Genomic DNA, 20,368 nt, shown 5'->3' with positions numbered 1-20,368 from the left:
AATTAATTTAGATCGTCGGATTGATTGTTTTTTTCAGAATAATTGGAAAATATATGATTGATATCTAGCTCTTCTTTCTTTGTTTCTGAAGATTCCTGATGTTCTGTTGTTTCTGAGGGATTAAGGGAAGAGGTATCCGTCTCATCCTTCTCAACACGTCTGTTCGCTTCGGCAACAGCACTGTTTAAATCCATTTGACTGCATAATCCCAGTATGATTGGATCACGTGGTTTAATATTGGCGGAATTCCAATGCTGTTTATCTCTTACCTTGGCAATTGTATCTTTAGTCGTTCCCAAAAGCTTGGCAATTTGCTGATCTAGCAATTGGGGATAGTTTCTTAACAGGAAGGCAATTGCATCAGGACGATCATTTCTCTTTGAAATGGGAGTATATCTTGCGCCTTTTGATCGCTTGACGATTTGCATGCGATTTGCTGATAGTTTTAGCTTTCGATCTGGATCAGCCTCACAGCGATTAATCTCTTCCTGGGTTAACTGGCCATTAGCAACAGGATCATAGCCAATGATACTTTGAGCTACCTCGCCATCGGCAATTGCCTGGACTTCCAAAGGATGCATGCCACAAAATTCTGCAATTTGGTTAAAGGTTAAAGCAGTTTTTTCAATAAGCCATACTGCGGTAGCCTTAGGCATAAGAGGTAAGGTCATGACAATCCTGTATGATAAAAATAGAGTAGAATATTATTAAAAACTTAAAACTGTAAATTTTAAGTTAAAACAATATAGACTATTTTAAAAGCTGTAATTTAGTAATTTTATTTGATTGAGATAAGGGTGATGAAGTCACCCTTATCTCAATAAGGTTAATAAAATAATCTAATTATTTAAACCTTTTTTTGCCCGATACCAGCAAAACGCTTGTTAAATTTCGCAACTTGACCTCGTGTATCATTGATACGCTGAACTCCGGTCCATGCAGGATGAGATTTGGGATCTACGTCAAGACGCAATGTATCGCCATTAGAGCCATAACAGGAACGGGTTTTGAATTCAGTACCGTCTGTCATGACGACTGTAATTTCGTGATAATCTGGATGGATATCGTTTTTCATGATTTTCTCTTAACAGATTGTAAAAAAAACTCCGTTAACAGACGGAGAAAGAAAATGTATTTATAGTCATTTTACTGCTCGAAATCAATCTCTTCTTTGTTATTTTTTACTGTTTGACATTTTTTTCTTATTTAAAATTCTTTTTTCAAATATAATTGATACGTAACTATTTTTTAGAGCAATTGAATGGAAATGAAAATGAGTAATGAAAATATGGCTAAAAAAAGTAGGAGCATTAAATGGATACATGAATTTGAATCCTTTATCATGCGGGGTAATGTTGTTGATCTGGCTGTGGGTATTATCGTTGGTGCCGCTTTTACAAGTGTGGTTAAAAGTTTGGTGAATGATATTTTCAATCCCATTATTGGTTTGTTTCTAGGTGGTGTCGATTTCAGTAATTTATTTATCACCTTAAAGGGACCTCATGTTAAAACACTGGCCGAGGCACAAAGAATAGGTGCGGTAACTTTAAACTTTGGAGTTTTTCTCAACACGATTATTCAGTTTCTAATTATCGGATTTGTTGTTTTCCTGATTGTCAGAGGGTTGAATGATATCTATAATCGCATCAAGACGCAGCAAGAAGTTAAAGCCGCACAACCAACAAAACAGGAAGTTTTACTGCAGGAAATAAGAGACATTCTTGCAAACAGAAAACAATCCTAGATCAATTTTTGATAAATTGATCACAAGTCTATGGGAACAAAGAAGTTTTAAATGTTTAAGCGATATGTTTTATTAGGATTAACCCTTTTTTTGTTTCCCTTGAGTGCCTGTCAATCACAAGAGAATTCATTAAAGTCATCTGAACGCTTAACCCCACATTCCATTGCCTACAATTACATATTTACTCATGGTATGTGTATTGGTTATCTAGGTAGTTTATCTTCTGTTTCATTGACTGATTTCCAGGATATTTTTTTAAAGGATCAAAATGCAAAACATTACGTTATGATGGCATTATCGAAACCGAATAATCATAATTTGAAAAATGCAAAAAATTCTGTGGAAATACTGATACAGTCTTTGAATAAAAATAATATTCGTTAAAAATTGAGCAGTTCTTTTAAACTGCTCATGAAATAATTCTAGGATGATCTTTTGGTTTTTCTTCTCAAGCTTCCCTCTTCCATAAATAGAAGCAGGGGAGCGGCAATGAAGATGGAGGAAGACGTTCCCACAACAATACCAAATAACATTACCCACGCAAAACCGGAAAGAGATGCACCACCGAACAGAGCAAGAGGTAAGGCGGCTAAAAACACGGTAAACGAAGTGGCAAGGGTTCTGCTTAACGTTTCATTAATTGATAGGTCAAGCAATTCTTGAAATGGCATGGAATGATATTTTCTTAGATTTTCCCTTACTCGATCATATACGACAACTTTATCGTTTGTTGAATAGCCTAGAATTGTCAAGATGGCAGCCACCATGACCAGATCGAATTCAAAATGTGTGATTACAAGAAATCCGATTGTTTTTGTTAAATCAAGAAGCAAGGTTATAATGGCGCTAAGTGCAAATTCCCATTCAAATCGAAACCAGATATAAATCATAATCATAAAAAGACTGATTCCAAGTGCCAAAAGCCCATTTCTGAATAATTCAGAGGAAACAGAGGCACCAACAGCATCGGCTCGTACAATTTTTGTACCAGTTTCATAATTTGTAACGGCTGATCTGACTTTTTTGATCAAGATCTGGGTTGCATCGCCATTATTTTCTTTGGGTGCGTCAAGCCGGATCAGGACATTATTTTTCCCACCAAATTGTTGTAATCCAGCTGCTGTAATGTCGGCATCAGATAAAAATTTGCGCAATTTGCTAAAATCAGCAGGTTCAGGAGTTTGCGCTTCAACCACAATACCGCCACGGAAATCCAGTCCCAATGTCAAGCCGGGATGAAAGAAAAGAATAATTGATGCAACAGATAAAACCGCTGATGTTATCAGGCCGGCAAAGCGTCCACGCATAAAATGAATTTTTGTGCCATGTGGGACGAGATGTAATAAAGGACGACCAAGCATATTCTTTCTTTCAAATCGGAAGTTCTTTAGGGCGGGTGACAGCATACCAGCGAATTGTCAGCATCCAGGAGAGGCATAAGGTGGTGAAAAGGGTCGTAACAATACCAATGGTGATAGTCAATGCAAATCCCTTGACCGCACCCGTTCCAAATATGAATAACATGACGTGTGCAATGAAAGCGGTGACGTTACTGTCGATAATTGTATTGAGAGCACGATCAAATCCAGTTTGTAAAGCGTTAAGGGGCGTACGGCCATTACGTGTTTCTTCGCGAATGCGTTCATTGATAAGAATATTTGCGTCAACTGCCATTCCAAGGGTTAGAAGCATTCCCGCCATACCTGGCAAGGTTAGTGTCGCTTCGAAAAGAGATAAAATGGCACTCATCAATACGAGATTTGCAAATAAAGCGATGTTCGCATAGAGACCAAAACGACCATAAAATAGAAGCATAAAAATAATGACAAGGACAAAACCGCTTACCAGACTCAATCCTCCAGCCCTGATAGCATCAGCCCCCAGTGATGGACCAATTGAACGTTCTTCCATCACTTTTAGCGGAGCAGGCAAGGCACCCGCTCGTAAAAGTAAGGCAAGATCAGTGGCTTTTTGCGCATCAAATCCGCCTGTAATTTGACCATTCCCGCCTGTGATTGGAGTCCGAATGACAGGTGCCTCTATAACCTTATTATCCAACACTATAGCGAAACGTTTGTTAATATTGGCACGGGTAACATTTGCGAAAGCTTGTGCGCCTGCATTGTCAAAACTGAAATTCACTGCATATTCGCCATTTTGCTGATCAAATCCAGCACTTGCTCCTGTTAGGTCGGCACCGTCAACTTCAATATGATCACGTATTGGTAATTTTTCATTTTCATTTCCAGCTGTTGGGAGAAATGTTACACCGGGTGGAGGTAGGTTTGGGTTTGCATTTTCATCCAATAAGTGAAATGTCATTTTAGCTGTTGTACCAAGTAATTGCTTAATCCGGTTCGGATCACTGACGCCCGGTAGCTGAACAATGATTCTGTCTGTACCCTGACGGGTTATGGATGGATCGACAGCACCTGTTGCATCGATACGTTTGCGAACAATTTCAATGGATTGAGTTACCGCCTCGCTTGCGCGGTGCTGCATTGCATCAGTTGAAAGTTCCATTCTAATTTGATCATTGTTATTACTAACCTCAAATTCATTGGGAACCGCTTTTGGCATTGATCTCAATGCAGATAAAACACCCTCTTTTTCACTTGGATCACGCAAATTAAAAACAATGGTATGATCTTTGGGAACCATATGTAAATTGCGATAACCCAGATTTTTGGAAATAAGGGTTTGCCGAACATTGTCACTCAACGTCTGTAAACGGTTTTTGCTGATGGTCTCCACATCCACCTGCATCAGTAAATAGGATCCTCCTTTTAAATCAAGGCCAAGATGGATCTGATGCCAAGGTATCTTAAAAGATGGATGTTTAACAAAATTGGGTAAACATAATAATAGCCCCATGAAACAAGTGGCGAAAACCAGGGCAAGTTTTGTTCGACTGTAATACATCATCGCAGTAACGACTAAATCCTTTTTGTCCCGATGGACTGAAAATGGTTAAAGGGAACGTTTAACAACAGGGTCGTTGTCATGTTATTCGATGCAATATGTTTTGGTTATAATACTATTATATGGCAAGGTATATATAGCATTATAAATAAAAACAATGTTTAAATACGTTTAAGAATATTTTATTTTCTATCCAAATTTAAGAAAAATTGTAAGTTTAAATTTAATATAAAGCGAGAAAACAAATGGCAGAACAGTCGATTTTGCGTGTGGGTATTGCTGGGGCGGGATATTTTGGTCGTTTTCATGCTTTAAAATCTTTTAAAGCAGAGCGTGAAAATCTGATCGGTATCTATGATCCAGTAATTGGCAATGCAATAAAAGTTGGAAAAGAAGCCGGTAATGTTCCCTATATGCCACTTGATCAGCTGTTACAATCTTGTGATGCCTTGATTATTGCCGCACCTGCCGAATTTCATTATGAATTGGCCCTTGAGGCCCTTGAAAAAGGTAGGCATGTTCTAATAGAAAAACCGATTGCCTCAACGCTTGATCAGGCTGATCATCTCATTGATCTGGCAAATAGTCGTGGACTTGTCTTGCAAGTTGGGCATCTTTTACGTTATTCAGCGGAACAGAAAGTTATACATGAACGTATAAAGAAGCCTTTATATATTGAAACCATGCGAATTGCACCTTTCAAGCCGAGAGGGGTTGATGTTTCTGTTATTCTTGATCTAATGATCCATGATCTCGATCTTGTTCTAGCTATTGTACCATCTCATATACGAAAAGTGGATGCGTTGGGTGCATCTGTGACATCAGAATTCGAAGATATAGCAAATGCTCGGGTTACTTTTGAAAATGGATGCGTTGCGACCATTGCAGCCAGTCGTATTTCCTTAAAAACTGAGCGTAAAATGCGAATTTTTTCCGAAGAAGGGTATTTATCGGCTGATTTTATGGAAAATCAATTGGTCATGATTGGAAAAGAAAAGGGTATGCCTTTACCTGGTACCAATGGATTTAGAAGAGAAGTGGTGAAATGGAAAGATCATGATAATATCGAGGCTGAGCATCATGCTTTTGTAAAATCCTGTCTTGATGGAATACCAGTTCTCGTGGATGGGGTTGCGGGGCGAAGGGCTTTGAATGCAGCATTGGCAGTGATCAAAAGTATAAAAGAATCAAGAGAGCGAATGCAGGCTTCTGGATTATTGAATTCTAAAACAAATAGCTTTTAATATTAATATATCTTTAAAGGGATATAGTTCTGTAATTTATCATGATGTAACAAAGCAGTTTTGATGATTTGTGCTAATTGTTATGAAGAAATGGTAAATAATGCTTTTTTCACATCGACGGAAATGATCAGCATGATAAAAAGTTTTGCAGTATTAATTTTTGAAGTTTCACAATTAATTTTCCATAAAAATTAATATTGATGTGAAAATGATATGATCCAGTGGCAAATGATTTTATGCTATCTAGGATTACATTTTAAGATTTTTAAACAGGACAATATTATATAATCATTTACTAAAAAATGAACTGTTAAATCGTCATAATATAGATTAAATGACATTTATAATAATACAGGGTTATTGTTTTTGAAATAAATAAAAAATTAGCATGAGAAGTCTTTAAATCAAGTTATCGAAAGTATTTTTATTTTGATAACTTGATTTAATGTAAAAAATTATTGAAGCGCCTTTTTTATTTGTAATGCTAGCGCAGGATTCCACATCGCGCCGGTTGCACTCATGACAGCATCAGCACCCAGGGAAAGATATGTTCGATAATGTTCAGGACTATTGACTCCCCCAACACCTGTAATGACAAATTTTTCATTATGATTGGCTCTCCATTCATATAGCCGGGAAACCATTTCTTCTCCGGCCCAACGAATTGCATCACCACAAACTCCTCCTGTTGGACGGTCCTCTCCCAAAGCCTGTTTACCTTGAGAGGTCACAGGTCTTGCCGAAAGGGTGTTTATTGCGCAGAAGCCGTCAACGATAGGAGCCAATCTTTCAAGAAAAGAATAAAGAAGTTTGTTATCTTTAAAATAAGCCAATTTAAGCATCAATGGTTTATCTGGTACAGCATTCTTGATCGCGTGGGCAATCCGTTCAACCTTATCAATATCAAAACATAAAAGGTTATTTACCCCTTCATTGGGACAGCTCAAATTTGCCTCTAGAAGGGGAACACCTGTCTCATCGACCAAACGGGCCGCTTCTGCATAATTTTCCTCGATATGATTGGTAACACCCAATGTGCCCTGGAAACTGCCGATTACAACCTGTCCAGGTTTTGCATAATTAACTGCGTCCTCCATGTCAGGTTGCCATATATCTGGATCAAAAGAGGGGACACCAAAAGAGTTTGTTATGGATAAAGGCAAATCATAATTTTGATCAGCTAATACTGTATCAACATTTTCTGAAAGTCTATGTTCCGGATGGACAGCCAAGACATTGGGAAGGGGATGGCATTTATATTTTTTTGTTCTGACCGTCTTATAGACGCACAAATCATATCCCCAGTCCAGTGCCGCCTTTACATATTTGCCATTAAGTAAAGGTCCGGCGGGAATACCGAATGGTAGATTAATCTTATTTCCCAGAAAATGAACAGAAGGTTGGTTTACAATAGAAATTTCCGGTTTTTGTGTAAAATCTCCAAAAGGGCCTTTCTGGTAGTTTTCCTCATAACTTAACCTTGGATTGTAAAATGGATGGTTATGATTTTCCATGAAGAGGGTTCCTCCTTATGATTATACGTGATTTTCAAATTGTTGATATTTAAAGCCGGCAGTTGCTTGATATTTCATATCATTCCTATAACATATTACAAAATATATGGCTGTCATGACAGACAATTCAATCAGGTAAAACAAATAATTTAAAATTACAGGTTTTACTGATTAGATGAATTACTTAATTCATCATTTGACTTCAAATTCTCCTGCAAAATTTCCAATTCAAGCCATCTTTCCTCAAGTTTTTCTTGTTCTTTTTGTTTATCCAGTAATTGCCGTGTGAATTTTTCAAATAAATCAGGGTCTTTCTGATATAATCCTGGATCATTGAGATGTTGGTTCAGCTGCATTATAGAGATTTGAAGTTTCTGAAGCTTTTCTGGTAAATGATCCAGTTCATACTGGTCTTTGTATGAAAGTTTTTTAGGTTTTGGTTTAATGGGTATTTTTGAATATGTTGATTTTTGCGATTTATTTTGTGTCTTCCTGATAAGATTTTCCTGTTTATATTCACGAAGTGCCATCATGTCAGAATATCCACCGGCATATTCTGTCCAGATACCATCACCTTCAGCTACAAGAACTGAAGTGGCAATTCGATCAAGAAAATCTCGATCATGACTGACCAGAATAAGGGTCCCTTTATAGGTGGACAACACTTCCTGTAACAAATCAAGCGTTTCCAAATCAAAATCATTCGTAGGTTCATCCAGAATCATCAGGTTTGAAGGTTGGCTCAAAGCACAAGCAAGCAATAATCGAGCTTTTTCTCCACCAGATAAAACCTTCACGGGTGTTTTTGCTTGTTCTGGTTGAAAAAGATACTGTTTCATATATCCGATAACGTGTTTTTTTTCCTCTCCGACATCTACATAATCACCACGTCCACGTGTAAGCGTTTCTGCCAATGTTTTTTCAGGATCAAGAATCTGTCTGTGTTGATCTAAATAATTGATCTCAAGTTTGCTTCCAAGTTTGATTTCTCCCTGATCAGGCAGTTCCTGCTCTGTCAATAATTTCAGCAACGTACTTTTGCCGGCACCATTTGAACCAATAATGCCAAGCCGATCTCCACGTACAATACGTAAATTTAAATTATTTATGATTGTTCTTGAATTATAGGATTTGGTTACGTTTTTTGCATCTATGACAATTTTACCGGAATTTTCTGCATCACTTGATTGTAGGGTGTCCAAGGAAGGATTCTGTATATGGTTTTTTCTTTTTAGACGAAGTTCTGAAAGTTCCGCCATTCGTCTAACATTACGTTTGCGTCGGGCGGTAACGCCGTAACGCACCCAATCCTCCTCTCTTGCAATTTGACGGTTTAACTTATGATACTCCAGTGCTTCCTGTTCGAAAAAATTCTCCCTCCATAATTCAAATTCGGAAAATCTCATGGAAAGTTGCCTTGCCTGTCCTCTATCCAGCCAGATAATGCCTTTTGCCATATTATCCAGAAATCGACGGTCATGGCTGATCACTAAAACCGCAGAAGATAAAGATTTTAATTCAGATTCCAGCCATTCTATTGTTGGAAGATCCAGATGATTTGTGGGTTCATCCAACAGTAATAGATCTGGTCTTGGAGCTAAAACCTTGGCCAGTGCACAGCGTCTTGTTTCACCCCCTGATAGATGTGCAGGATTTTCATTACCAGTTAATCCCAGTGCCTCAAGCAGAATTCGCCCACGAAAATGATCATCCGGACTGGGTAATTCTGAACAAACATAATCAATGGTTTTTGTGAAATAAGAAAGATCAGGTTCTTGGGATAGGCATTGAATGGTAGTGCCAGGCTGTATAAAAAGATTTCCTGAATCTCTATTTTGCAATCCCATTATAATTTTGAATAAGGTGGATTTCCCTGATCCATTTCTACCGACCAGACATAATTTTTCATTATTTGCAATATTGAAATTCAGGTCGGTAAAAAGGGGGTGACCTCCAAAACTGTAAGAGAGATTTTGTATAAGCAAAAGTGGAGATGACATATAATGAGATAATGTGGTTAACAGAGTGTTTGCTATATAAGAAAATTTGTATATTAGAACATATTTATTAAATATGAAGATGTAAATATTTTTATTAAATAGACAAAATTTTGAAAATAAATTGATTTTGTTTTTAAAAATTTGGGAATAAATAAAATTACTGAAATTTTGAATAATCTGATAATTTTTTTATTTTACTTTTTAAATTGTAAATTACCCAGATTGAATTGCCAATGCATCTTTTTATCGTGATAAAGAGTGGATTATATGCCTGATAAAAAAACAAAAATTAAAAACTGGACAAGATTACAAACGAAAATTGGCAAAAAGGCAATTTTCCCTCTTGTAATTTTAGGATTGCTTTCAAGCTTGATTGCTGTCGGTATGGCATGGGTGATTGCTGAAATTATCGGAAAAATCTTGGTTCCATCCATACCAATACAATTTCCAATTTCAATACTGATATTATTTTATCTGTTACTATCGCTTCTCAAAGGATGCGTATTTTTTTTGGAAGGTGACTTTACGATCAAAATCGGTCTTAAAGCACGGCATCGCCTACGTAATTTGATTATCAATCATATTATGCAAATCGGTCCTTCGATATTAAGGCGACAATCAAGTGGCGCTTTGACAGCATTGGCGGTTGATCAGGTTGAATCTTTGGATGGTTATTTTTCACGATGGTTGCCGGCATCGGTTTTATGGATTGCCTCACCACTACTTATTCTTTTTTTCGTGTATTTGGTTCAACCATGGTCAGCGTTGATTATGGGTTTATGTGGTTTGATGGTTCCTATTGCACAGGCAATTTTTGGAATTGGAGCAGCCATGGCTGCAAGAAAGCAATTTTTGGCAATGACCCGTTTGCAGGCTCAATTTCTTGATAGAGTAAGAGGAATTGCAACGATTGTATTGGCTGGTCGATCAGATGACATGGCCAATAGACTTGCATTATCAGCAGATGAATTGCGTAAGAGAACGATGAAAATATTACGGGTTGCATTCTTGTCGTCTGCCTCTATTGATTGTGCGATGATTATCGCGATTATTCTGGTAGTGTTGATGGATGGAAGTCAATTTGTCCAAATTCATTCAATACAATCTATTCCTGTCACGCATATTCTCTTTACTTTATTGATTATTCCGGAGTTTTTTGGTCCTCTACGCAGTTTGGCTCTGGCCTATCAAGACAGGGCACGACTTGGCGGAACGGCTGCATCTATCGTTGAATTGCCTGTCAAAAATGAATTTTCAACCAATGTAAAGGATATTCCTTTCAATGATAAAGTGGAAATAAGCTTTAAAAATGTTTCCTATCATTGGGACGCTCAAAGAGGTCGTATATTACATTCCCTGAATTTCGACATCAAGGCAGGGGAAAGAGCTTTATTGATAGGTCAGTCTGGTGCAGGAAAATCAACCATTATCGAAATGATTCTCGGATTTATAAAGCCGAATGAGGGGCAGGTTTTGGTAAATGGATTGGATATCACCGAATATTCGGCTGCTTCATTGTCAAAATTAATGGCATGGATCGGACAAAAACCTGTGATTTTTTGCGGTACTATTCGTGAGAATATTATGTTTACCAAACCCTCCGCAACCGAGCAAGAATTTCAACAAGCCATTGAAGCGGCGGCGATAGATCGATATTTGTTAGATTTACCGCATGGGCTTGATACGGTAATTGGTGAAAACGGTTATGGATTATCGGGTGGTCAGGCCCAAAGAATTGCTATTGCACGAGCATATCTGAAAAACGCTCCATTATTATTGCTTGACGAACCTACAGCTCATCTTGATCCCGAAACGGAGAGGGATATCTTCAATCAATTGTTGAAACTGACTGAAAATAGAACAGTCATTATGGCCACCCATTCGGAACAGGGGCAAAAATTGCCTGGTATACACATCAATTTAAATCATGGATTTATAATTTCCTGTCAGAAGGAAGGATAATATGCAAAATATTCAAGATATTACCAGATCTGAAAAATCCTCCGTGACGGCAGCGTTTAAAACAATATTTTCGATATGGTATAAACGGTTGCCCGCTTTACTTTTTGGAATTTTTATCTCCTTGATAGCCGTATTATTGGGATTGGCTTTAATGAGCTTTGCCGGGGGCAAGGTTGCCTTGACAGCTATGGGTGCGATCATAACCAGCTCGCTGTTTTTTAAAATGGTCGGGGTTTCCCGCATGATTATGCGATATGTGGAAAGATTGTTTACCCATAATGCCATGTTTCATGCTTTAGCAGACTTAAGGATATGGTTTTTCCGTACACTTGCTATGGGGAGTGCGGCAGGATTGGGTTTCCGTCATAGTGGGGATATATTATCCCGATTGGTTTCTGATATTGAAACATTGGACGGATTATATTTGCGTCTTATTTTACCGTTTTTCGGTTCCATATTGACATTTTTTGTGCTTTTTACAGTCATAGCCCACTATAATTTGGCATTGGCTGTATCTATCGTGATTTGTTATGGAATTTCTGCATTTTTATGCCCATTTGGTGCGGGCTTCATAACCCGGAAAAGAGGGAAAAAACTTGTTCAGGGTACGGCACAGCTGAGAATAACAGTTCTGGATTTTATTCATGGTTTAAGGGAAATAAGAGCCTTTGGAGCAGAACATCGAGTTTCCATACTAATCAAAAAAAACGAGAATGAATTTTTTGATCAACAATATATTCAGGCAAGGGAAGTAGCGTTAATAGGAGTCATCGCATATTTTTTTGGTCAAGTTGCTGTTTTATTTGTATTGATGAGCGGATTGAACATTGGTTTTCATGGATTGAACGCTTTTCACACGGTTTTCTGTCTTTTTCTGACTATTACAGCATTTGAATTGGTCGTTCCTTTGAGCAAGGCAGGAGGTTTGGCAGGTCAAATCGTCAATGCCGCCATAAGAGTTGTGAATATTAATGACAATAAAAAAGTTGAAGACAATTCTAAATCTAGTAAAGTTGCACCTGAAACCGGGGATATCAAGTTTCGGGATGTATCGTTTCGTTGGGGAGAGTCACAACCATGGCTTTATCGGAATCTGAACCTGACGATTGCACAAGGAAAAAAAATTGCCATTATAGGATCATCCGGTGTGGGAAAATCCACTCTGGCGGCCTTGTTATTAAAGGTCATTCAGCCAATAAAGGGCTCAATAACATTGGCTGATCAAAATCTTGACTGGTTTGATAATGAATCAGTCCGCAAACGAATAGCATGGCTTTCTCAAAACACCCATTTATTTGATGATACAATTCGTCAGAATCTTTTGCTTGGAAACCCTGATGCGACAGAGGAAGATTTGTGGCAAGCCCTTTCTGATGCTGCAGTGGCAAATGTTGTTCGTGAGATGCCGGATGGACTGGATACCTGGCTTGGAGAGGGTGGTGTAAAGGTTTCCGGAGGACAGGGAAGAAGGATTGCATTGGCACGTACATTGTTACTAAAAGCCCCGATTTTACTTTTGGATGAACCAACATCAGGATTAGATGGCGATACTGAAAAAGCGTTTTTTCAAACCCTAAATCAGATAACAGGCAACCGAACGGTGATTTTGATAATGCACCGTTTAACGGGTGTTGAAAACATAGATGAGGTATGGCGGTTATCTAATGGACAACTAGTTGCAGAATAAAAGAAAATTATATATTTTATTACTTGTTGATATTATATATTGATTTGAAAATGTTGCCTTGAAAGAAAGTAATTAAATGCGTCGATTTGTTCCTGTTTTACTAGCATCCATTTTGTTGGGGGCATGTTCCCAATCCGGTTCTTTAACGCAAAAGAATGACAGAACCTATGTTGTATTTTTTCCATTTGCTTCCACGGATCTGGATGATTCGGCTAACAAAACCATTTCTCAAGCTGCTACTTATGCGAAAAAATTTCCTGAAAAACAGGTTTATGTCAAAGGTTATGCAGCAATTTATGGCGATTTATCCAAAGATGAAATGATGGCAATTCAGCGTGCCAAAATTGTTGCACAAAAGGTTGTGGATGATGGAGTTCTGTCAAACCGTGTTCATGATATTCCCCGTCCGCCAGAAAATCGTAAAAGTCAAGTGGCGGCAAGACGTGTGGAAATTATAGTTCAATAAATTCTATCTGGATAATCTTTTTTAACTTGTTTGATAAAGTTAGATTACATGATGAGAGAGACCCCCAAAAAATACTAGAAACAGTTTTTGGGTATCAGTGTTTTCGTGGTTTGCAAAAACAGGCGATTGATCTTGTAATGCAAAATCAGGATGTTTTGTTATTGATGCCCACCGGGGGAGGTAAAAGTATCTGTTATCAAATCCCGGCTTTGTGTCGTCCTGGAATGGGCTTGGTTATTTCACCATTAATTGCATTGATGGATGATCAGGTAGCAGCTTTAAGGCAATTAGGTATAAGTGCAGGTGCATTACACTCAGAATTGGAAAATGAGGAAGCATACAATATCCGTCATGATATTGCTTCAAAAAAACTCAAGCTCTTATATGTTTCCCCAGAACGCTTGCTCCATAACGATACATTGAAATTTTTGGAAAAAATTCAAATTTCCATGATTGCAATTGATGAAGCCCATTGTATATCCGTATGGGGGCATGATTTTCGTCCGGAATATCGCCTTTTATGTGATTTACCTCGGATATTTCCCTATGTTCCAAGAATTGCCCTTACAGCAACAGCTGATCCAGTCACGCAAAAGGATATCATTCAGGCTTTGGATATGCCTGAAGCCAAGATTTTGCGATCCAGTTTTCATCGGTCTAATTTATTTATACGTGTAATACAAAAAAATACCGAATCCAAACAGCTAAGGGAATTATTGAAAAAATATCGGGATGCGGCTTGTATCGTGTATTGTGGAAGTCGTAATAAATCTGAACGAACAGCTCATAATCTTGTTCGTTATGGTTTTACCGCTTTGGCTTATCATGCCGGTTTATCCGCACTTGAAAAAAGGGGTATCCTATTAAGGTTTCGATCAGGAGAGCCTTTAATTATCGTTGCGACGGTTGCTTTTGGAATGGGAATCGATCGTCCGGATGTCAGATTGGTTGTACATTTGGATATGCCCAGGGGACCAGAAGATTATTATCAACAAATAGGTCGAGCTGGACGGGATGGTGACCTTGCCGAAACCGTTTTATTCTATAATGGTGCTGATGTTGCTAAGGCGCGATATTTTCTTGAACATTCTACGATTACAGATGAACAGAAGAAAATCGCGTGTTCAAGACTTGATATGATGGTGGCATTATCTGAAACGGCTGAATGCCGAACAAAACTTTTGTTGCATTGTTTTGGAGAAAACCTGGATAAGTCTTGTAATCACTGTGATAATTGTAAAAATCCTGTAAGACTGTTAAATGGAACTATAGCGGCTCAGAAAGTGATTTCTGCAGTATACCGCACCGGACAACGTTTTGGAGCAATGCATATTATTAATGTATTGCGAGGCAAATATAATATTCAAGTTGAAAATTTCCAGCATGATCGACTTTCTTTATTTGGTATTGGGAAAGATAAATCACACAATTTTTGGCGTTCTGTTATTCACCAATTGATGGCCCGAGATGTTTTGCGTCAGGGAGAGGAATTTTCAAATTTGTTTCTAAACCAGGAAAAAGCCCGTCCGTTGTTAAGGGGGAAAAAGAGTTTATTTCTGCGTGAAGATATTGAAAAATCTGAAATATATAAATGTCAAAATACAGACGATACATTGCTAATAACACAAAACCGGCATAAATTATTTGATGAATTAAAAAAATGGCGATCAGATGAGGCGCGTAAACAACAGGTTCCTCCCTATATCATTTTTCATGATTCGGTGTTAAGGGAGGTAGCTCTTTGTAATCCCCAAACCTTGAAAGATTTTAAGGATATAAAAGGTGTAGGGAATATGAAATTGGAACATTATGGATTGAAATTATTAGAAATAATCAAGGAGTTTCAAAATAATAGATAATGATTATTTATATTGGATGATTTTACGCATAAGACTAAATGATAATGAAGTCATTTATTTTACACTAATTATTCATTATTTTTTTTGACAATCAAGAATAAAGAAATTTAAAAAATGTTTTCATAAAGATCAATATTTTTGCATATGTTTCTTTATTAAAGATTCACTTGAATTTTTATCAAAAATCTATCATATACGATATGATCGAAATTGTTCGACAATTCACACGTAAAGGTTCGACCGCTGGTGCTTGAAAAAGGTAATCGGTACTTTACGGAGGTTTAACCAGTTATAAGGATAATATTTATGGCAATGCCAGATTTTACTTTGCGTCAGTTATTGGAAGCGGGTGTTCATTTCGGACATCATACACGTCGCTGGAACCCTAAAATGGCACCTTTCTTATTTGGTGTCCGTAACCAGGTTCATATTATTGATCTTCAACAAACGGTTCCTATGCTGGATCGCGCATTGCATGCCGTTCGTGATACAGTTGCCAATGGTGGAAGAGTATTGTTTGTTGGCACAAAACGTACAGCTTCTGAGATTGTTGCGGAAACAGCCAAACGTTGTGGGCAGTACTATGTCAATCACCGTTGGCTAGGGGGTATGCTGACAAACTGGAAGACCATTACCAATTCTATCAAGCGTTTACGCCAGATCGAAGAAACGCTTGATGGCGATACAATTGGGTTGACCAAGAAAGAGATTCTTCAGTTGACCCGTGAACGAGATAAATTGGAACGTTCACTTGGCGGTATCAAGGAAATGGGTGGTTTGCCGGACATACTCTTTATCATTGATACGAATAAGGAAAAATTGGCTGTACAGGAAGCTAACAAATTGGGTATTCCTGTTGTAGCTGTCCTGGATAGCAATTCAGATCCTGATGGGATTACCTATCCAATTCCAGGAAATGATGATGCATTACGTTCAATCAATTTATATTGTGATTTGGTTGCCGGTGCTGTGTTGGATGGTATTTCCAAGGAATTAGGTGCCGCAGGTGAAGATATTGGTGCGGCAGAGGAGTTGCCTCCTGAAATTATTATGGAATCTGTTTCTGTACAAGAGACACCAGACGTTCCAGCTTAATTGCCAATAAGTTTTCTGATTGTTGACGATTCAATATGAAATTCGTCAAAAAATCAATTTATATTAAATGATACAAGCATAACGTCTCGATATTGATCGAGACGTTCGTGTGTTAAGAAAAGGGAAAAATGATGGCAGAGATTACAGCTGCATTAGTAAAAGAATTACGTGAAAAAACCGGTGCCGGCATGATGGATTGCAAAAAGGCGCTTAATCAGACAGCTGGCAATATCGAGGAAGCTATTGATTGGTTACGTAAAAAGGGATTGGCTACTGCTGCAAAAAAATCCGGCCGTGTGGCTGCTGAGGGATTGGTAGGAATTGCGACAGCGGGTAACAAGGCCGCCATGGTCGAAATTAATGCTGAAACCGATTTTGTCGCCAGAAATGAACAGTTTCAACAATTTGTTGAGGATGTCGCCAAAGTTGCATTGACAGTGGGTGAAGATGTCGAGGCCTTGAAAAATGCCATAATGGAAAATGGAAAAACTGTTGCAGAAAATCTAACCAACTTGATTGCCACAATTGGTGAAAACATGACCATTCGACGTGTGCGTGTTTTTGAAGTTTCTTCTGGTGTTGTAGCAAGCTATGTTCATTCCGCCTTGCGTCCAGGTTTAGGAAAAATTGGTGTACTGGTTGCTTTGGAGGCACCTGAAGCATCTGATGAAATTGAGGACCTCGGTCGTAAAATTGGTATGCAGGTAGCCGCTGTACGTCCAATTGCATTAAGTGTTGAAGAAATTGATCCTGCCGCTGTTGAACGTGAAAAAAGCATTTTTATTGAACAGGCGCGTGCATCAGGTAAACCGGACAATATCATTGAAAAAATGGTTGAGGGTCGCTTACGTAAATTCTATGAAGAAGTTGTTCTTTTGGAACAAACGTGGATTCATGATGGTGAAAGCAAAGTCAAGGCTGTTGTTGACAAAAATGGAGCAAAACTTGTTGCCTTTGAACGTTTCCATCTGGGTGAAGGCATTGAAAAAGAAGAAAGCGATTTTGCTGCTGAAGTTGCCCAAGCTGCCAAGGGTTGATTACAATTAACAGGGTGGGGGAGATAGAATGCGGGAATGGTCTTCCCCGGTTATTGTTTTGAATACACGCCCTTATGGAGAAACTGATGGAATAGTGTCTGTTCTTTCGCTAGAGCAGGGATTATTCAGGGGGCTTGTCAAGGGTATGATTTCCCGTCGTCAAATTTCCATTTGGCAGACGGGAAATTTTGTCAATGTCGATTGGTCAGCGAAACTATCAGATCAGTTGGGATATTTCAAGGGCGAATTGATACGTTCGAATTTTGCAATTCTATCGCCTTGTCCATTGGCATTTTCAGCCATGCTGTCCTTATGTGCTGTAGCCGAAAGTGGATTACTCGAGCGTCAACCGGTGGAATATATTGCAAAATCATCTTTTCAATATCTTGATTTTGTCGCGGAAAACCCTACAGATTCAAATAAAGAAATTGTTCCTCGGCTATTACGATGGGAATTAAATTTTCTTGCGGCACTAGGGTATGCGTTGGATATATCAATCTGTTATGAATCTGACAAGTGTCAATCTTTTTTTGTGTCTCCACGTACGGGAAAAGTGGTTACGGAAGTTATGGCAGGAAAGTGGAAACCAAAGTTATTCCCTTTTCCATCTTTTTTTCTGAATGAGGAAGAAAATGGCAATCTGAAAGATTGGATGAATGGTTTGAAATTATCCCGTTATTTTCTAGAGAAAAATGTGTTTTCCTTAATAAATAAAGACTTGCCCAGGGCAAGAAAAAATTTTGAAGAAAGAGTGGCGGCAAATATTGACAATTTTTGATATTCAATTTCATTTTCCAGGATTTATGAAATAAAAAATGTAAAGAATTTGCATGTAATATCAAATTATTTGTAATCTCTGCAAAATTAAAACCATATACAGTCTTAGAAAAATAAAATATAACTGTCATATAATGACATATTAAAGGAGATTGATATGGTTTTCCGAATTTGGAGCCATTCCTATAAAGAAGGTGATGAAATGCCCAATGCCCAACGTTATCATGGCATGGGACAGAATGGAGGTAATCTTTCCCCCTCTTTATTTTGGGAGGATGCTCCAGATAATACAAAAAGCTTTGTTATAACCATGTACGATCCTGATGCTCCAACCGGGTCTGGATGGTGGCATTGGGTTGTTGTCAATATATCACCCAACATAACACATCTGGTTGAAGGGGCTTCCTCCAATAAATTGCTGCCTGAAGGTGCAATCGAGATTCGAAATGATTTTGGTCAAAAGGAATACGGGGGTGGAGCACCACCACCTGGAAAACCGCATCGTTATATAATTACGATTCATGCATTGAATATAGCAAGAATAGATGTGACACCTTCCTCAACCCCAGCTTTCGTCGGTTTTAACGTGCATCATCATTCATTGGCTTCTGCACAATTGATCTGTCATTTAAAAGGTTGAATGAATTATCACAATCAATGTTTTACAGATTGTGATAATTTGATCAATATATCGCTAATTTAAAAGCTACCCTTCAAAACCGTTGGGGTTTTTACTTTGCCAGTTCCAAGAATCCTGTACCATATCATGCAGATTCAATCTCGTTTCCCAATTCAATAATTTTTTGGCACGATCAGCATTAGCCCAATATGCGGGTAGATCTCCATCACGGCGTGGGGCAAAATGATATGGCAATTTTTTTCTGAACACATTTTCAAAAGTGGCTATGACCTCCAGTACACTATTTCCCTGACCGGAACCCAAATTGAAAATATTAACTCCTGATTGGGTGTCATTATAGTTGAGTGCGGCCAAGTGTCCATCAGCCAAATCCATAACATGAATAAAATCCCTGATGCACGTTCCATCTCTGGTTTCATAATCATTGCCGAATACTGCAAGGGAGGCCAATTTTCCAATAGCTACCTGAGTGATATAAGGCATGAGATTATTGGGAATACCCTGGGGATCCTCGCCAATCAATCCTGATGGATGCGCTCCTACGGGATTGAAATATCTTAATATTGTAATTGACCAGTCCTGGTCCGCGATTGATAGATCCTGAAGAATTTTCTCAATGAAGAGCTTGCTGCGACCGTATGGTTGGGTTGGCTCTCCGGTTTCCATGGTTTCGATATATGGAATAATCGGCTGGGTTCCGTAAACAGTTGCGGATGAACTGAAAATAAATTTTTTGACGTTGGCCTTTTTCATGGCATCAAGCAAATTGATAGTACCATAAACATTGACATCATAATATTCCAATGGTTTGCGTACCGATTCACCAACGGCTTTCAGTCCTGCAAAATGAATAACTCCCTTTATATTGTTTTCTTTGAATATGGTGTCTAAAAGATCTTTGTTTCTAATATCCCCTTGATAAAATCTTGGTCGTTTTCCAGTAATCTTTTTAATGCGATCAAGAACGATTTCCTTGCCGTTATAAAGATTGTCAATGATAACTGGATCAATACCTTGTTTTATTAGTTGAATACAAGTATGGCTTCCAATATAACCGCAACCACCTGTAACTAATATTGTCATGAATATGGCCCTATATTTAAAAATTAAATTATATTACTATTCAAATTAAATCGGTCAGCATATTACTGTACTGGGATTTGTAAATAAAGAAATTAATTAGTCCCATGAAATGTTACAATTCAAAAAAGAATAAAATTTTTTAATGATATTTTAATATATTCTAGGCTAAAAAATGCTAACTAATTTTTTGATATGATCGATTATTAAATTTTTTACATATTTATCAATAATATATATGTATTATTCACATATTATTTTTGTTTAGGATTATTTACGTTTTCAAAAACGTCATGAATTTGTTAAATTTATACTGAATTTGTCCGATTTACCTATATAAA

18 protein-coding genes are annotated in these 20,368 nt (G+C 37.9%); 11 read left to right on the top strand and 7 right to left on the bottom strand.

Translation table 11 applies throughout. The annotated features are described in order from the left end of the window. Positions 1-2 precede the first annotated feature (2 nt). Together GM552_RS05110 and rpmE are read right to left on the bottom strand one after the other, a co-directional pair. Positions 3-671 (bottom strand): DUF1013 domain-containing protein, encoded by a 669-nt coding sequence (locus tag GM552_RS05110; RefSeq protein WP_155565557.1) that lies wholly within the window; start codon positions 669-671, stop codon positions 3-5. 176 nt (positions 672-847) lie between these two features. Continuing rightward, positions 848-1,075: a 50S ribosomal protein L31 gene (gene rpmE / locus GM552_RS05105; RefSeq protein WP_110438117.1), complete on the bottom strand. Its 228-nt coding sequence runs from the start codon at positions 1,073-1,075 to the stop codon at positions 848-850. Between the two features lie 198 nt (positions 1,076-1,273). On the opposite strand from rpmE, the gene mscL reads away from it, so the two are divergent. Together mscL and GM552_RS05095 are read left to right on the top strand one after the other, a co-directional pair. Then, a complete protein-coding gene (gene mscL, locus GM552_RS05100; RefSeq protein WP_230880500.1) occupies positions 1,274-1,744 on the top strand; it encodes a large-conductance mechanosensitive channel protein MscL in 471 nt (156 codons plus the stop codon). Positions 1,745-1,795: 51 nt separating this feature from the next. Continuing rightward, positions 1,796-2,128: a hypothetical protein gene (locus GM552_RS05095; RefSeq protein ID WP_155565556.1), complete on the top strand. Its 333-nt coding sequence runs from the start codon at positions 1,796-1,798 to the stop codon at positions 2,126-2,128. 38 nt (positions 2,129-2,166) lie between these two features. Here the strand turns inward: GM552_RS05095 and secF are convergent, their stop codons facing one another. After that, positions 2,167-3,105 (bottom strand): protein translocase subunit SecF, encoded by a 939-nt coding sequence (secF, locus tag GM552_RS05090; protein WP_155565555.1) that lies wholly within the window; start codon positions 3,103-3,105, stop codon positions 2,167-2,169. 10 nt (positions 3,106-3,115) lie between these two features. Then, entirely contained in the window at positions 3,116-4,669 is a 1,554-nt protein-coding gene (secD, locus tag GM552_RS05085) for a protein translocase subunit SecD (protein WP_155565554.1), read from the bottom strand. Between the two features lie 242 nt (positions 4,670-4,911). On the opposite strand from secD, the gene GM552_RS05080 reads away from it, so the two are divergent. Continuing rightward, on the top strand, positions 4,912-5,910 hold the full coding sequence (locus tag GM552_RS05080; protein ID WP_155565553.1) for a Gfo/Idh/MocA family protein: 999 nt from the start codon (positions 4,912-4,914) through the stop codon (positions 5,908-5,910). Between the two features lie 455 nt (positions 5,911-6,365). Here GM552_RS05080 and GM552_RS05075 read toward each other — a convergent pair whose 3' ends face one another. Continuing rightward, positions 6,366-7,424, bottom strand: a complete 1,059-nt coding sequence (locus tag GM552_RS05075) for a tRNA-dihydrouridine synthase (RefSeq protein WP_155565552.1) — start codon at positions 7,422-7,424, stop codon at positions 6,366-6,368. A 164-nt stretch (positions 7,425-7,588) separates the two neighbouring features. Continuing rightward, positions 7,589-9,424 (bottom strand): ABC-F family ATP-binding cassette domain-containing protein, encoded by a 1,836-nt coding sequence (locus tag GM552_RS05070; RefSeq protein ID WP_155565551.1) that lies wholly within the window; start codon positions 9,422-9,424, stop codon positions 7,589-7,591. 267 nt (positions 9,425-9,691) lie between these two features. Between GM552_RS05070 and cydD the strand changes: the two genes are divergently transcribed. From cydD to GM552_RS05030, 8 genes are all read left to right on the top strand, one after another. Further along, the gene (cydD, locus tag GM552_RS05065; protein WP_155565550.1) at positions 9,692-11,386 is read left to right on the top strand and encodes a thiol reductant ABC exporter subunit CydD; all 1,695 of its coding nucleotides are present in this window, start codon (positions 9,692-9,694) and stop codon (positions 11,384-11,386) included. 1 nt (position 11,387) lies between these two features. Then, the gene (cydC, locus tag GM552_RS05060; RefSeq protein ID WP_155565549.1) at positions 11,388-13,073 is read left to right on the top strand and encodes a thiol reductant ABC exporter subunit CydC; all 1,686 of its coding nucleotides are present in this window, start codon (positions 11,388-11,390) and stop codon (positions 13,071-13,073) included. Between the two features lie 76 nt (positions 13,074-13,149). After that, a complete protein-coding gene (locus tag GM552_RS05055; protein ID WP_122123676.1) occupies positions 13,150-13,539 on the top strand; it encodes an OmpA family protein in 390 nt (129 codons plus the stop codon). A 26-nt stretch (positions 13,540-13,565) separates the two neighbouring features. Next, complete coding sequence (gene recQ, locus GM552_RS05050; protein ID WP_155565548.1) at positions 13,566-15,398, top strand: DNA helicase RecQ; 1,833 nt, start codon at positions 13,566-13,568, stop codon at positions 15,396-15,398. A 306-nt stretch (positions 15,399-15,704) separates the two neighbouring features. Beyond that, positions 15,705-16,493 (top strand): 30S ribosomal protein S2, encoded by a 789-nt coding sequence (rpsB, locus tag GM552_RS05045; protein ID WP_110438106.1) that lies wholly within the window; start codon positions 15,705-15,707, stop codon positions 16,491-16,493. Positions 16,494-16,624: 131 nt separating this feature from the next. Further along, entirely contained in the window at positions 16,625-17,530 is a 906-nt protein-coding gene (tsf, locus tag GM552_RS05040; RefSeq protein WP_155565935.1) for a translation elongation factor Ts, read from the top strand. 28 nt (positions 17,531-17,558) lie between these two features. Then, positions 17,559-18,308 (top strand): DNA repair protein RecO, encoded by a 750-nt coding sequence (gene recO / locus GM552_RS05035; protein ID WP_155565547.1) that lies wholly within the window; start codon positions 17,559-17,561, stop codon positions 18,306-18,308. Positions 18,309-18,464: 156 nt separating this feature from the next. Next, positions 18,465-18,947 carry a YbhB/YbcL family Raf kinase inhibitor-like protein gene (locus tag GM552_RS05030; protein WP_110438103.1) on the top strand — a complete coding sequence of 161 codons (483 nt, stop codon included), beginning with the start codon at positions 18,465-18,467 and terminating at the stop codon, positions 18,945-18,947. Positions 18,948-19,013: 66 nt separating this feature from the next. Here the strand turns inward: GM552_RS05030 and galE are convergent, their stop codons facing one another. Continuing rightward, positions 19,014-20,030, bottom strand: a complete 1,017-nt coding sequence (gene galE / locus GM552_RS05025) for a UDP-glucose 4-epimerase GalE (protein WP_155565546.1) — start codon at positions 20,028-20,030, stop codon at positions 19,014-19,016. Positions 20,031-20,368 lie beyond the last annotated feature (338 nt).

This window comes from Commensalibacter sp. ESL0382 (assembly GCF_009725775.1).
GTDB classification, from domain to species: domain Bacteria; phylum Pseudomonadota; class Alphaproteobacteria; order Acetobacterales; family Acetobacteraceae; genus Commensalibacter; species Commensalibacter melissae.
This window is presented reverse-complemented; position numbering and strand designations above follow the sequence as displayed.